Below are 13,330 nucleotides of genomic sequence, written 5' to 3' on the forward strand. Positions count from 1 at the left end.
CGACGCTGCCCAAGGCCTTGGCCTCGAGGCCCTTGTCGATGCGCTTGGCCATGCCGGTCAGGGCCTTGCCCGGGCCGCACTCGGCAAGGCGGCCGACGCCGCGGGCGGCGAGATCCTGCACGCAGCGCGTCCACTGCACCGGGCGGTGCAACTGGCGCACCAGGGCGTCGACCACGGACTCGACGTCGGCATGCACGGTCGCGTCGACGTTCTGCACCACGGGGATCGACGGCGAGCGCCAGACCACCGACTTCATCGCCTCGGCCAGCGCATGCGAAGCCTCGCGCATCATCGGCGTGTGCGAGGGCACCGACACGGCGAGCTTCACCGCCTTGCGCACCCCGCGCTCGGCAAGCAGGGCGACGGCGCGATCGACGGCCGCCGCATGGCCGCCGATGACCACCTGGCCCGGCGTGTTGTAGTTCGCCGGCACCACGACCTCGCCCTGCGCCGCATCGGCGCATGCCGCCTCGATGACCGCGTCCTCGGCACCGAGCACGGCGACCATGGCGCCGGTGCCGACCGGCACCGCGGCCTGCATCAGCTGGCCGCGGAGGCGCACCAGCTTCGCCGCATCGCGGAGGTCGATGGCGCCGGCGGCCACGAGGGCGCTGTACTCGCCGAGGCTGTGGCCCGCCAGGGCGGCAGGCGCGGCGCCGCCGCGCGCCTGCCACAGGCGCCACACGGCCACGCTGGCGGCGAGCAGGGCCGGCTGGGTGAACTCGGTCTGGTTGAGCTGCTCCTCCGGACCCTGCTGCGACAGGGTCCAGAGGTCGAGGCCGGCGCCTTCGCTGGCCTCGTCGAAGGTCGCACGCACCGAGGCATCGGCGGCCGCGAGGTCGGCGAGCATGCCGACCGATTGCGAGCCCTGGCCGGGGAACACGAAGGCGAGTGCAGCAGTCATCCAGCAGGTCCGGAAGCAAAAACGGGCGGCCATGATAGGGCCGCCCGCGCGATTCCGTCTGTACGAGGCGGTATGGCGCCCGGCGCCCCGCCGCGAGGCTCAGTAGCGCATCAGCGCCGAGCCCCAGGTGAATCCGCCGCCGAAGGCCTCCATCAGCACCAGCTGGCCGCGCTGCACCTTGCCCGAGCGCACCGCCTCGTCGAGGGCCAGGGGAACCGAGGCGGCCGAGGTGTTGCCGTGCTTGTGCACGGTCAGCACGACGCGGTCCATCGGCATGGCGAGGCGCTTGGCGGTCGCCTCGATGATGCGCAGGTTGGCCTGGTGCGGGATCAGCCAGTCCAGGTCGGACTTCTGCAGGCCGTTGGCGTCCAGGGTTTCGTCCACGACCGAATCGAGCGCCTTCACCGCATGCTTGAATACCTCGTTGCCGGTCATCAGCACGCGCACGCCGGCGTTCTTCTCTTCCGGCTTGAAGCCAACCGACACGCCGACCGGGTTGTACAGCAGCTCTTTCTTGCCGCCGTCCGCATGCAGGTGCGTGGACAGGATGCCGGCCTCGGCATCGGCCTTGAGCACCACCGCGCCGGCGCCGTCGCCGAACAGCACGCAGGTGTTGCGGTCGGACCAGTCAAGCATGCGGGTCAGCGTCTCGGCGCCGACCACCAGCACCGTCCTGGCGCTGCCGGCGCGGATGAAGTTGTCGGCCACGCTCAGGGCATAGATGAAGCCCGAGCAGGCGGCGTTGACGTCGAACGCGGCGCAGCCGTTGGCCCCGAGGCGGTGCTGCAGCAGGCAGGCGGTGGACGGGAAGATGAGGTCGGGCGTGGTGGTGCCGACGACGATCATGTCGAGCTCGGCGGCGGTGACGTCGGCGGCTTCCATCGCGGCGCGGGCGGCGCGCTCGGCCAGGTCGCAGGTGGTTTCGCCCTCGGCGGCCACGTGGCGCTGGCGGATGCCGGTGCGGCTGGCGATCCACTCGTCGCTGGTTTCGACGAATTGCTCGAGGTCCTTGTTGGTCAGGATCTTCTCGGGCAGGCCACTGCCGGTGCCGGCGATACGCGAATAAACAGCCATCCTCATCCCCTCAGGGTGCGACATGCACAAACGCACGCGGCGGGACCAGGCCCGCCGCGTTCAGGATACATCCCATCAAGCACGTCCGGCCCGCCCGGGGGCGGGCCGCCGGGATCAGTCTTCGGAAACGACCGACGACTTCACCTCGATGACCTTCTTGCCACGGTAGTAGCCGTCCTTGGTCACGTGGTGGCGGATGTGCGTCTCGCCCGAGGTCGCGTCGGTGGACAGCAGCTTCGCGGTGAGGGCGTCGTGCGAACGACGCTGGCCACGGCGGGACGGGGTGACGCGGGATTTCTGGACGGCCATGTTCTATCTCCAACTACTTCTTGTGAGCCTTCAACGCGGCGAGCGCGGCGAAAGGGTTCGGTTTTTCCTCGACCTCGACATCGGCGGGCCATTCGGCCGAAACCTCCGTCGAGCGCGGATCCATGGGTACCACCGGGATGGCGAGGATCAGTTCATCCTCGACCAGCTCGGCCGGGTGCATCTCGCCGCTGGCATCGAGCAGGAACGGCTCCATGTCCTCCGGCAGCGCCGATTCCTGGGCTTCGTCGGTCAGCAGCCCGAGGCGCTGGGACAACGAAACCGGGTGCAGGAACCGCTCAAGGGTCCGCTGGCACTGGAGCGGCAGCTCGGCTTCGATGTGCAGCTCGACGAACGGCAGGTCGAGCACGGCATCGCGGCCGAATTCCATCACGTAGCGGCAGTCGCCTTCGGCATCCACCAGGCCCTCGCCCAGCCGGGGCATCCCGGACAGCGGCAGGCGGCCTTCGAAGCGACGCTTGGCCGAGACCATGCGCCAGGCATCGAGCACGGGAGGCAGGGGCACGGACATAAGCGCGAAATGATAGGCCCGGACCCGCGGCATGTCAAACCTAAGCCTTTGCGGAAACAGGGGTTTGCCGGCCTCGCGGGCGCTGGTGCAGACTGCCGGCTGCCGTCCGGAAGCCGCCCATGCCCAACTTCATCGTCCTGGCCGGCCTGGCCGCCCTGGTCCTGGCCCTGCCCCTGCTTTGGTGGCTGCTGCGCAGCCGTCGCCGGGACCGTGCCCTGGTCCGCCTGCTGGACCTGGCCGACGCGATGCAGGCCCTGCTCGATCGCAGCCAGAAGCAGATGCTGGCCATGCAGGCCGTGGTCGGCCGGGTGCCGTCCGACATCGCCGCCGTCGCCCACGCCTCGCTGGACCGGACCCTGCCGATCCTGGACGCCAAGCGGGACATCCTGCAGCACCGGCTCTGGATCCAGAAACACAGCGCCAGCGCCAGCCAGGCCGAGCTCGACGCCGCCTGCGCCGCCCTGGACCGGGCCCGGGCCAAGCTGTCCGCCCAGCTGGAGGAGCTCGAGCGCGCCGGGGCCGAGCTGGCCGAGGCCACCGAGGCCAGCGCCGAGGCCGCCCGGCGCGAGCCTGCCACCCTGCGCCGGGACGCCGGCACGCCATGACGCCGCTGGTGCTGGCCTCCACCTCGCGCTACCGCCGCGAGCTGCTCGCGCGCCTCGGCCTGCCGTTCACGGTGGACCGGCCGGACGTGGACGAGACCCCCCGGCCCGACGAAGCTCCCGCCGACCTGGCCCGGCGCCTGGCCGAGGCCAAGGCCCGCGAGGTCGCCCACCACCATCCCGGCGCCTGGGTACTGGGCTCGGACCAGGTGGCCGACCGCGACGGCCGGCCGCTGGGCAAGCCGGGTAACCGCGACACCGCCTTTCGACAGCTGGCCGCCGCCTCGGGGCGCGAAGTGCGGTTCCACACCGCGTTCTGCTTGATCCGCGACGACGGCCCGGCCCTGGCCGGGCTGGACGAAACCCGGGTGCGTTTCAGGGCGCTGGACGACGACGCGATCCTTCGCTACCTGGACGCCGAGCAGCCCTACGACTGCGCCGGCAGCTTCAAGTGCGAGGGCCTAGGCATCAGCCTGTTCGAGGCCATCGAGAACCGGGACCCGACCGCCCTGGTCGGCCTGCCGCTGATCGCGGTGGCCGACGCGCTCCGGCGCGCGGGCTACCGGCTGCCCTGATCCGGGATCCGGACCCGCTGCGCGGGCCAGGCCTCGACGCTGCCGTCGTGGCCGTGCAGCACCAGGCCCAGCCAGCGATCGCCGGGCGCCAGTCGTCCCGCCGGCACGCGGATCTCGAACCCTACGCGCGGGTCTTCGTCCGTCAGCCCCCAGTACTGCAGCACGTCCGGCCGCGCGACCGCCGGCGCACCTTCGGCCACCACCTCGCCATCGAGCGTCACTTCGATCCGCGCCACGCCGCCGCCGGACTTGAGCGCCCAGCCTGACAGCACGCCGTCTTGCCAGCGCGCCCCGGGCGCCGGGGCCTCGAGCCAGGCCAGGGCCGGCAGCGTGCAGCCGCGTTCGTCGCCTTCGAGGCGGAACAGCAGGAAACGCTTGCGCCCGTGGTCCACGTTCAGCGCCTGCGCCGCCGGCAGCGCGCCCGCGCGTTCGCACAGCGCGCGATAGCCCGCCAGGCGATCCTTGAGCGGTCGCGCGGTGTCCTCGACCACCAGCAGCACCGGCGCATCGCCCCAGTCCGCGCGCCCCGCGCTGAGCAGGCCCCAGTCGGCCAGCTGCACGGCGCGGCCGTGCTTTTCGTTGAGCGGATGCCCGAGCACCGCGATATCGCCGCGATCGAGCGCGAACGCCAGCTGCGCGCCCAGCATGAAGTTGTCGGCCACCACCCGCGTATCCGCCGGCATGGCGGCGAGTGCTTCCACGGTGGCGCGCGAGACCTCGTCCCAACCCGCGAAATTATCGGCGTACCCGGGACCCGCCGCGAGCCAGGCCCGGCCCGGCGGCTGCGACACCAGCGCCAGGTAGGCAAACAGCGCCACCGTACCGATTGCCGTGCTCACGGCGAGCGCGCGACGCCACCCGGCGCGCCAGCCCGCCAGCACCTCCGGCGCCACGCAGGCCAGCAGCAGCCAGCCCGCCAGCGGCCAGTGGAAGCTGACGCGATCGGTATCGGCGAAGAACGCCATCACGAAATAACCCGGCACCGCCACCGTCGCGACGCCGGCGATGAAGCGCCAGGGCACGCCGTCCTGCGCGTGGCGCCGCTGCCATGCCCGGCGCAGCGCCGCGAGCAGCAGCGCGAAAAGCAGCGGCGTCAGCACCAGCGCCTGCACCAGCGGCCACCACAGCCCGTCCGCCTGCAGCTGCCAGGGGTGCCGGTCCACGAACTGGAAGCCGAGGCCGGCACCGGCGTGGGCGAGGTTCCATGCGAGCAGCGGCCACCAGGCCAGCGCACCCAGCGCCAGCGCCAGCCAGAGCTTCGGCGAGCCGAGCAGCGCGCGCCCCCGCGGATCGAGCAGCAAGCCAACGCCGCCGGCGAGGATCACCAGCGCGAACCGGTAGTGCGACAGCGCGCCGAGCGCGAGGCCCAGCGCCAGCAGCGCCGCTGCCGGCCACGTCGGCCGCTGCAGCATCCGGGCGAACGCGTCCAGGCACAGCAGCGTCGCGAACAGCATCGGCACGTCCGGCAGCGCCAGGACGCCCATCCACCCGGCCAGCGGCATCAGCAGCGCGATCCATGCCGCCTGCCACCCGGCCGCCTCGCCGAACCAGCGCCGCGCGATGCCGCGCACCAGCCACGGCAGCGCGGCGCCCAGCAGCAGGAAGGGCGCGCGCATGGCCAGCGGCTCCATGCCGCCGAGGGACGTGCCCAGCCGCACCAGCCACGCGGTCAGGCCCGGCAGGTCCGAGTAGGCCCAGGCCAGCCGGCGCGACTCCAGCGCGTAGAACGCCTCGTCGCCGAACGGCAGCAGCGACAGCGCAAGCCAGGCCTTCGCGACCAGCAGCACGACCCACGCCGCGGTGAACTTCACGCGCGCGGAACTCACGGCCATGCCAGCATCCGGGGGGTTATCCTTCCTCAGCATTCCTTCCTCGGACGCACGCCATGCCAGCGCAGCCCATCGACGCCCACATCCTAACCGATGGCACTCGCCAGGCCCTGGGCGACGCGCTCGCGCAGGTGAACCGGCTGGTGCTGGGCAAGCCGCGCGAAGTGCGCCTGGCCTTCACCACCCTGCTCGCCGGCGGCCACCTGCTGATCGAGGACCTGCCGGGCCTCGGCAAAACCACGCTGGCGCGGGCGATGGCGGCGACGCTGGGCCTCGAGTTCCAGCGCATGCAGTTCACCTCCGACCTGCTGCCGTCCGACATCATCGGCGTGTCGATCTTCGACCAGACCTCGCGCGAATTCCGCTTCCACCCGGGCCCGGTGTTCACCCAGCTGCTGCTGGCCGACGAGATCAACCGCGCGCCGCCGCGCACCCAGAGCGCGCTGCTCGAGGCGATGGCCGAACACCAGGTCACCGTGGACGGCACCTGCCACGCGCTGCCGCAACCCTTCTTCGTGGTCGCGACCCAGAATCCGGTCGACCTCGCCGGCACCTTCCCGCTGCCCGACTCGCAGATGGATCGTTTCCTGATCCGGCTCAGGCTCGGCTACCCCGATGCCGCCGCCGAGCGCGAGATGCTGGCCGGCGAGGACCGCCGCGACCTGATCGCGCAGAGCCTGCCGCTGCTGGGCAGCGACCAGCTGCTGGCGCTGCGCGGCGCGGTCGACCACCTGCACGCCAGCCCCGCGCTGGTGAACTACGTGCAGGCGCTGCTGCAGGAAAGCCGCCGCCATCCCGGCGTGCAGGTCGGCCTGTCGCCGCGCGCCGGCCTGGGCCTGCTGCGGGGCGCCCGCGCCCACGCCCTGCTCGACGGCCGCAGCCACGTGCTGCCCGAGGACGTGCAGGCGCTGTTCGCCCACGTGGCGGCGCACCGGCTGGTGCCCGAATCGGAGTCGGAAGGGCGCGACGCGCTCGCCGACGGCATCCTGCGCACGGTGGCGGTGGACTAAAGCCGGTGGCGCGGCCCCTGGAACCGATCGAACGCCTGAGCGAGCGCCTGGCCCGGCTGCCGCTGGTGCGCCCGCGCGCCGTCGAACCGGTGCCGGTACGCATCGACCGGCGGCGCGTCTACATCCTGCCCACCGGCTTCGGCCTGTTCCTGGCGCTGATGCTGCTGACCATGCTGGTCGGCGGCCTGAACTACAACAACAACCCGGCGCTGCTGCTGGCCTTCGTGGTGATGGCGGTCGCGCACAACAGCCTCGTGCACGCGCACCTGACGCTGTCCGGCATCCGCCTGATCGCCCTGCATGCCGAACCCGTGCACGCCGGGCGCGCGATCAAGCTGCGCTTCGCCTTCGACGCCGCCGGGCAGCGCCAACGGCCCGGGCTCGAGCTGCGCGTCGGCGGCGAAGAAGCCTTCTTCGACCTGATGCCCGGCGAGCGCACCGAGGTGGTGCTGCCCCTGCCCACCACGCGCCGCGGCTGGCTGCCGCTGGACCGCGTGCGGCTGTGCACGGTCCGGCCCTTCGGCCTGGCGCGGGCCTGGAGCTGGCTGCGCCCCGACACCCGCCTGCTCGTGTACCCCGCGCCGGAAACGGACCCGGTGCCGTTGCCGGATCTCGGCGGCGACGGCCAGGCCAGCCGCGCCCGCAGCCACGGCGAACAGCCGCACCAGCTGCGCGACTATCGCAGCGGCGACACGCTGCGCCAGGTCGCCTGGAAAACCTCGGCGCGCATGGACCGCCTGCTGGTGCGCGAGTACGAAGCCACCGCCCGCAGCGAGATCGAGCTCGACTGGTACGCGCTCGACACCCTCGCGCACGAGGCGCGCATCAGCCGCCTCACTCGCTGGGTGCTCGAGGCCGAACGCCAGGATCGCCGCTTCAGCCTGCGGCTGCCCGCCGTCCGGCTCGGGCCGGCGTCGGGACCCGAGCATCGCCACGCCTGCCTGCGCGCCCTGGCGCTGATGCCCCGTGCCTGAGCGCATGCCCTCGACGCTGCGGCGGTGGTGCCTGGCGACGGCGATGGCCTGCCTGCTGCCCCTGCTGCTGCAGGTGCGCGGCGAACTCGCGCTTGGGCTGTTGGCGCTGGCGGCGCTCGGCATCGCGGTGCCGCGGGCCTGGCCGGCCGCGCTTCGCCTGCTGCTGGTGCTGCTGGTGATCGGCTACGTGCTGGCCAGCCACAATTTCAGCGTCGGCCGCGACACCGGCTGCGCGCTGCTGGCGGCGATGCTGGTGCTGAAGATCTTCGAGACACGGGATTTGCGCGATGCGCGCAGCCTGCTGGGCTTCTCGCTGTTCGCGCCGTTCGCGGCCTTCCTGCAGGACCAGGGGCCGCTGACGATGGCGCTCGCCTTCCCCGCCGTCGGCCTGCTGCTGCTGTCGCTTTCCCTGCTGGCCGAGCACCGGCCCGGCGCGCCGGCACCCGCCTTCGACGGCCGCCGGGCGAAGCTGGCCGCGGCGGCGATCGGCCTGTCGCTGCCGCTGGCGCTGGCCGGTTTCTGGCTGTTCCCGCGCCTGGGCAGCCCGCTCTGGGGCATGCCCGGGAACGCCGCCGGGGGCAGCGGACTGAGCGACCGCATGACGCCCGACCAATGGGTGGACACGTTCGCCGCCGACGAGCCGGCGATGCGCGTGCGCTTCCCGGACGGCGCACCGGCCCCGGCCGACCTCTACTGGCGGGCGCAGGTGCTGTGGTCGTTCGATGGTCGCACCTGGAGCCGCGGCGACGTGCGGGTTCCCGGCCAGCCACCGCCGATCCGGCCGCAGTCGCCGATCCTGCGCTATGAAGTCTCGCTGGAGCCGAACGAGCGCCGCTACCTGCCGGTACTCGACACGACGCTGGCCGCACCCGAGGGCAGCGAGCTCGGCAGCGACCTGTCGGTGCGGCCCGACCGGCCGGTGACCGGACTGCTTCGCTACGAGGCCGTCGCCGCCGTGCGCGCCGAGGTCGGCGTGCGCCTGGACCCGCGCGAGGAGCGCGCCGCGCTGTCTCTGCCGGCGGGGCTGAACCCGCGCACGCGCGCGCTGTCGGCGCAGTGGCGGGCCGAGGCGGCCGGTGACAACGAGGCGGTGGTGCGGCGCGCGCTGGCGTGGATCGGCGACGAATTCAGCTACAGCCTGTCGGTGCCGCCCAGCGGGCGCGACGCGGTGGACGACTTCCTGTTCGAGACCCGGGTCGGCTTCTGCCAGCACTACAGTTCGGCGTTCGCGACGCTGATGCGCGGCGCCGGCATCCCCGCGCGCGTGGTCATCGGCTACGCGGGCGGCTACCGCAACCGCTACGGCGACTACTGGGTGGTGAGCGGCCGCGACGCGCACGCCTGGAACGAGGTCTGGCTCGACGGCCGCGGCTGGGTGCGGGTGGATCCGACCGCGGCAGTAGCGCCCTCTCGCATCCTCGACACCATCGACGACCAGGTCCGCGCGGGGTCGCTGCTGCCCGAGGCCTTTACGCCCCTGCGCGACTTCGGCGACTGGATGCGCCGCGGCTGGAACGATTTCGTGCTCGGCTTCAACGCCGCGCGCCAGGCCAGCCTGCTGCGCCCGCTGGGCATCGAGCAGGCCAGTGCCGGGCAGCTGGGCGCGGCCTTCGCGGTCGGTGCCGGCCTCGCCCTGGCGATGACGCTCTGGGTGGTGATGCGGGGCCGGCCGACGCCCCGCCATCCCGTGGACGCGGCCTGGCTGGCGCTGGTGCGGCGGGCACGCCGGGCCGGCATCGGCAAGGCCGTGCACGAGGCGCCGCTCGCGTTCGGTGCACGGCTGGCCTCGGCGCTGCCGGGCCAGGCGGAACGGATCGCGATGCTCAGCCGGCGTTACGCCGACTGGCGCTACGCTCCGGCCCGACCCACCGCCGACGACGAGGCGCAGCTCGCCCACGACCTGCGCGCCTTCCGGCCCACCCCCGCGCGCCCCGGAGCCACGCCATGAATCGAGTCCTGATCGCCATCGCCGTGCTGGCCCTGTCCGGCTGCGTCACCACCCCGAAGCCGCTGCAGGGCGAGTTCGCGGCAATCTCGCCGCGCGAGGCCGTGCAGCAGGACCTGGCCGGCGAACGCGTGCGCTGGGGCGGCCGCCTGCTCGAGACGGTGCGCTTCGATACCCACACCTGCTTCCTGGTGGCGTCCGCGCCCTTGGCCGACGATGCGCGGCCCTACGGTCGCGGGCCGGGCCAGGGCCGCTTCCTGGCCTGCCGCGCCGGTGCCTACGACCCGGCGGTGTTCGCGCCCGGCCGCGAACTGACGTTCGCCGGCACGCTGGCGGGCGCCGAAGTGCACGAGATCGGCGGCGGCTTGCGCCTGCCGCGGGTGGAGGCGGACGTGGTCTACCTGTGGCCCGAGCCGCCGGGCAGCGGCCGCGTCAACGCGCCCTCGCCCTACACCTGGTGAACCCGGCTCAGCCCGGCGGCCAGGCCATCGGTCGCCCGGCCAGCAGGTGCAGGTGGATGTGGAAGACGGTCTGGCCGCCGTCGCGGTTGCAGTTCATCACCACGCGGTAGCCGTCGTCCGCGAAGCCTTCGCGCCTGGCGTACGCCGCCGCGGCCATCGCCAGCCGGCCCACCACAGCTTCGTCGCCGTCGCCGAGGTCGTTGAGCGTGGGCACCGCGCGCTTGGGGATGAACAGCACGTGCACCGGCGCCTGCGGATGGATGTCGCGGAAGGCCAGCACGTGCTCGTCCTCGAAGACGATGTCGGCGGGGATCTCGCGGGCGATGATCTTGTCGAAAATCGTGGCCATGGCGGCGTCCGTCAGGAAGGGATTTCGGTGCGCGAACCGAAGGCGTGCGCGAGCGTGCCGCGGTCGACGTATTCCAGCTCGCCGCCCAGCGGCACGCCGTGCGCGAGCCGGCTCGGCCGCACGTTCGACTGCCGCGCCAGCTGCGCGAGGTAGTGCGCCGTGGCTTCACCCTCCACCGTGGGGTTGGTGGCGATGATCAGCTCGCGCGGCTCGCCGCTGGCCAGGCGCTCGGCCAGCTTGTCGAGGCCGAGCTCGCGCGGGCCGATGCCGTCGAGCGGCGACAACCGGCCCTGCAGGACGAAGTACAGGCCGCGGTAGCCGGTGGCCTGTTCGATCACCAGCCGGTCGGCCGGCGATTCGATGGCGCACAGCAGGCTGCGGTCGCGCGAGCCGCTGGCGCAGATGGGACACAGCGGCGTTTCGCTGAAGTCGCGGCAGGACTCGCAGTGGCCGACGCGTTCGACCGCCTCGGCCAGGGCACCGGCCAGGCGCAGGCCGCCTTCGCGGTCACGCTCGAGCAGATGGTAGGCCATGCGCTGGGCCGATTTCTGGCCGACGCCGGGCAGGCAGCGCAGCGCCTCTATCAGCTGTTCGAGCAGGGGCGAAGCGCTCATGCGGGAAGGATCAGAACATCCCCGGCAGCTTCATGCCCGGCGGGATCGGCATGCCGGCGGTGGCGGCGGACATGCGCTTCTGGCTTTCCTCGTTGGCCTTGTTCACCGCGTCGTTGAAGGCCGCGGCGACCAGGTCCTCGGCCATTTCCGGATCGGCCAGCACCGAGGGATCGATGCGGACGCTGCGGCACTCCATCTTGCCGCTCAGCGTGACCTTGACCACGCCGCCGCCGGACTGGCCCTGCACCTCGATGTTGGCCAGTTCGTCCTGGGCCTTCTTGAGGTTTTCCTGCATGCGCTGGGCCTGCTGCATGAGTTGGGCGATGTTGCCTCGCATGGTGTGTTCCTTCTGCTCAGTGGTCGTCCAGGGGACGGATGGATTCGGTGAGGACGGTGGCGCCCTGCTGCACCAGGCGGCTGACCACCGGGTCGGACAGGAAGGCCGACTCGGCCTCGGACTGGCGCTGGCCGCGCTCGCGCTCGGTGCGCGCGTGCAGGGTGTCGCCGGCGTGGGCGCGGGCGGATTCGAAGCGGATCTGCGGCGGGCCGCCGAGCGGGCCGGCCAGGGCCTGCGCCAGCTGGCGCACCAGGCCGTCGCTGCGCAGGTGGTCGAAGCTGTCGGGCAGCGAGAGCTGCAGCACGCCGTCCTGGTGGCCGCAGAAGGCGCTGTGCGCGGCGAGCTCGCGCACCGGGCCCTTCAGGCCGACGCTGGCCACCAGGGCCAGCCAGTCCTCGGCGTGTGCAAGTACCGCGCCGGACCGGGTGGCGCCAGGCGCGCTGGCTGAAGCGGCCGGCGCCGCCGCAGCGAGCGCCGGCGGCGGGACCGGAGCGCGGCTCGGGGCGGGCTCGCCCGCCATCGGCGGCACGACCGGACGAAGCGGCGGCGCGGCGGCGGCTGCCACAGGCGCGGGCGCCGGATGGCCTGCGGCCAGCGGTGCGCCCGGGGACGCCGCGCGCCCGCCGGTCGCCGCGGCGGGTGCCGCAGAGACCGCGGTGCGCGCAGGAGCCAGCGCCGCGCCCGCATCGCCCGCCGGCCGGAAGGCCAGCATCCGCAGCAGGGACATCTCGAAGCCGGTGCGCGGGCTGGGCGCCAGGCCCAGGTCGCGGCGACCGGTGACGGCCATCTGGTACCAGAGCTGCACCAGCTCGGGCGACAGCCGCGCGGCCAGGCCGACGACATCCACCCGGCCTTCCGGCGCCGCGGCCCCCGGCACCAGCTGCTGCAGCTGGACTTGGTGCAGGGCGGTGGCCAGGTCCTCGAGCACGTGGCCGAAATCCGGCGAATACGCCGCCAGTTCCTCGATCCGCGCCATCAGCGCGGCGCCGTCCGCGCCGGCGAGCGCTTCGAGCAGCGCGCCAACCTGGGCCCGGTCGACGGTGCCGAGCATGGCGTTGACCGCCTCCTCGCCCAGCTGGCCGCCGGTGTAGGCGATGGCCTGGTCGAGCAGCGACAGGCCGTCGCGCAGGCTGCCGTCGGCGGCCCGCGCCAGCAGCGCGACTGCGCCGGCCTCGGCCGGGATGGCCTCGGCCGCGAGGATGCGGGTGATCTGCCCGCCGATCTGGGCCTCGTCCAGCCGCCGCAGGTTGAACTGCAGGCAGCGCGAGAGCACCGTCACCGGCAGCTTCTGCGGGTCGGTGGTGGCCAGCAGGAACTTGACGTGCTCCGGCGGCTCTTCCAGCGTCTTGAGCAGCGCATTGAACGCGCTCTTGGACAGCATGTGCACTTCGTCGATCAGGTAGACCTTGGTCTTGCCGCGCGAGGGCATGTACTGGGCGTTGTCGATCAGCTCGCGCACGTCGTCCACGCCGGTGTTGCTGGCGGCATCGATCTCGAGCAGGTCGACGTAGCGGCCGGCGTCGATGTCCCGGCAGGCTGCGCACTCGCCGCAGGGCTCGGCGCTGGTGCCGCGCTCGCAGTTGAGCGACTTGGCGAAGATGCGGGCGATGGTGGTCTTGCCCACGCCGCGGGTGCCGGTGAACAGGAAGGCGTGGTGGACCTTGCCGGTCTCGAGGGCGTTGCTGAGCGCGCGCACAACGTGTTCCTGCCCGACCAGTTCGGAGAAGCGCCGGGGGCGCCATTTTCGGGCTAGCACGAGGTAGGACATGCAGGGGCTCACACGGGGTCGGGACCGGCCGGGCCATTGTGCCAACCCCC

At 72.8% G+C, this 13,330-nt stretch carries 15 protein-coding genes; 6 read left to right on the top strand and 9 right to left on the bottom strand.

Annotated features, from left to right (window positions below):
- The 4 genes from fabD to VFV21_RS06035 form a co-directional block, all read right to left on the bottom strand.
- Positions 1–904: ACP S-malonyltransferase (gene fabD, locus VFV21_RS06020; protein ID WP_329668569.1), on the bottom strand; the 904-nt coding region annotated here is incomplete at its 3' end.
- A gap of 99 nt (positions 905–1,003) precedes the next feature.
- Positions 1,004–1,984: a beta-ketoacyl-ACP synthase III gene (locus tag VFV21_RS06025; protein WP_329668570.1), complete on the bottom strand. Its 981-nt coding sequence runs from the start codon at positions 1,982–1,984 to the stop codon at positions 1,004–1,006.
- 108 nt (positions 1,985–2,092) lie between these two features.
- Positions 2,093–2,287 carry a 50S ribosomal protein L32 gene (gene rpmF / locus VFV21_RS06030; RefSeq protein WP_034210531.1) on the bottom strand — a complete coding sequence of 65 codons (195 nt, stop codon included), beginning with the start codon at positions 2,285–2,287 and terminating at the stop codon, positions 2,093–2,095.
- Positions 2,288–2,300: 13 nt separating this feature from the next.
- Entirely contained in the window at positions 2,301–2,816 is a 516-nt protein-coding gene (locus VFV21_RS06035) for a YceD family protein (RefSeq protein WP_329668571.1), read from the bottom strand.
- Between the two features lie 119 nt (positions 2,817–2,935).
- On the opposite strand from VFV21_RS06035, the gene VFV21_RS06040 reads away from it, so the two are divergent.
- Together VFV21_RS06040 and VFV21_RS06045 are read left to right on the top strand one after the other, a co-directional pair.
- On the top strand, positions 2,936–3,421 hold the full coding sequence (locus VFV21_RS06040) for a hypothetical protein (RefSeq protein ID WP_329668572.1): 486 nt from the start codon (positions 2,936–2,938) through the stop codon (positions 3,419–3,421).
- Positions 3,418–3,993 (top strand): nucleoside triphosphate pyrophosphatase, encoded by a 576-nt coding sequence (locus tag VFV21_RS06045; RefSeq protein WP_329668573.1) that lies wholly within the window; start codon positions 3,418–3,420, stop codon positions 3,991–3,993. Before VFV21_RS06040 ends, VFV21_RS06045 begins: the two co-directional genes overlap by 4 nt.
- On the opposite strand, the gene VFV21_RS06050 is transcribed toward VFV21_RS06045, so the two are convergent.
- Positions 3,978–5,825: a glycosyltransferase family 39 protein gene (locus VFV21_RS06050; RefSeq protein ID WP_329668574.1), complete on the bottom strand. Its 1,848-nt coding sequence runs from the start codon at positions 5,823–5,825 to the stop codon at positions 3,978–3,980. The two genes, VFV21_RS06045 and VFV21_RS06050, sit on opposite strands and share 16 nt — an antisense overlap.
- 53 nt (positions 5,826–5,878) lie before the next feature.
- Here VFV21_RS06050 and VFV21_RS06055 point away from each other — a divergent pair, with 53 nt between their 5' ends.
- The 4 genes from VFV21_RS06055 to VFV21_RS06070 are packed head-to-tail and all read left to right on the top strand — an operon-like array spanning position 5,879 to position 10,212.
- Positions 5,879–6,832, top strand: coding sequence for a MoxR family ATPase (locus VFV21_RS06055; protein ID WP_329668575.1), 954 nt, complete (start codon positions 5,879–5,881; stop codon positions 6,830–6,832).
- Positions 6,833–6,837: 5 nt separating this feature from the next.
- Positions 6,838–7,806: a DUF58 domain-containing protein gene (locus VFV21_RS06060; protein WP_414638498.1), complete on the top strand. Its 969-nt coding sequence runs from the start codon at positions 6,838–6,840 to the stop codon at positions 7,804–7,806.
- Between the two features lie 4 nt (positions 7,807–7,810).
- On the top strand, positions 7,811–9,754 hold the full coding sequence (locus VFV21_RS06065) for a DUF3488 and transglutaminase-like domain-containing protein (protein WP_329668576.1): 1,944 nt from the start codon (positions 7,811–7,813) through the stop codon (positions 9,752–9,754).
- The gene (locus VFV21_RS06070) at positions 9,751–10,212 is read left to right on the top strand and encodes a Slp family lipoprotein (protein ID WP_329668577.1); all 462 of its coding nucleotides are present in this window, start codon (positions 9,751–9,753) and stop codon (positions 10,210–10,212) included. Before VFV21_RS06065 ends, VFV21_RS06070 begins: the two co-directional genes overlap by 4 nt.
- Before the next feature lie 7 nt (positions 10,213–10,219).
- On the opposite strand, the gene VFV21_RS06075 is transcribed toward VFV21_RS06070, so the two are convergent.
- Genes VFV21_RS06075 through dnaX form a run of 4 tightly spaced genes read right to left on the bottom strand, consistent with a single transcriptional unit; the run spans position 10,220 to position 13,280 of the window.
- Positions 10,220–10,561, bottom strand: coding sequence for a histidine triad nucleotide-binding protein (locus VFV21_RS06075; RefSeq protein WP_329668578.1), 342 nt, complete (start codon positions 10,559–10,561; stop codon positions 10,220–10,222).
- A gap of 11 nt (positions 10,562–10,572) precedes the next feature.
- Entirely contained in the window at positions 10,573–11,175 is a 603-nt protein-coding gene (gene recR, locus VFV21_RS06080) for a recombination mediator RecR (protein WP_329668579.1), read from the bottom strand.
- 10 nt (positions 11,176–11,185) lie between these two features.
- Positions 11,186–11,512, bottom strand: coding sequence for a YbaB/EbfC family nucleoid-associated protein (locus VFV21_RS06085; RefSeq protein ID WP_329668580.1), 327 nt, complete (start codon positions 11,510–11,512; stop codon positions 11,186–11,188).
- A 16-nt stretch (positions 11,513–11,528) separates the two neighbouring features.
- Complete coding sequence (gene dnaX, locus VFV21_RS06090) at positions 11,529–13,280, bottom strand: DNA polymerase III subunit gamma/tau (RefSeq protein ID WP_329668581.1); 1,752 nt, start codon at positions 13,278–13,280, stop codon at positions 11,529–11,531.
- Positions 13,281–13,330 lie beyond the last annotated feature (50 nt).

Source organism: Arenimonas sp. (assembly GCF_036275555.1).
Lineage (GTDB): Bacteria > Pseudomonadota > Gammaproteobacteria > Xanthomonadales > Xanthomonadaceae > Arenimonas.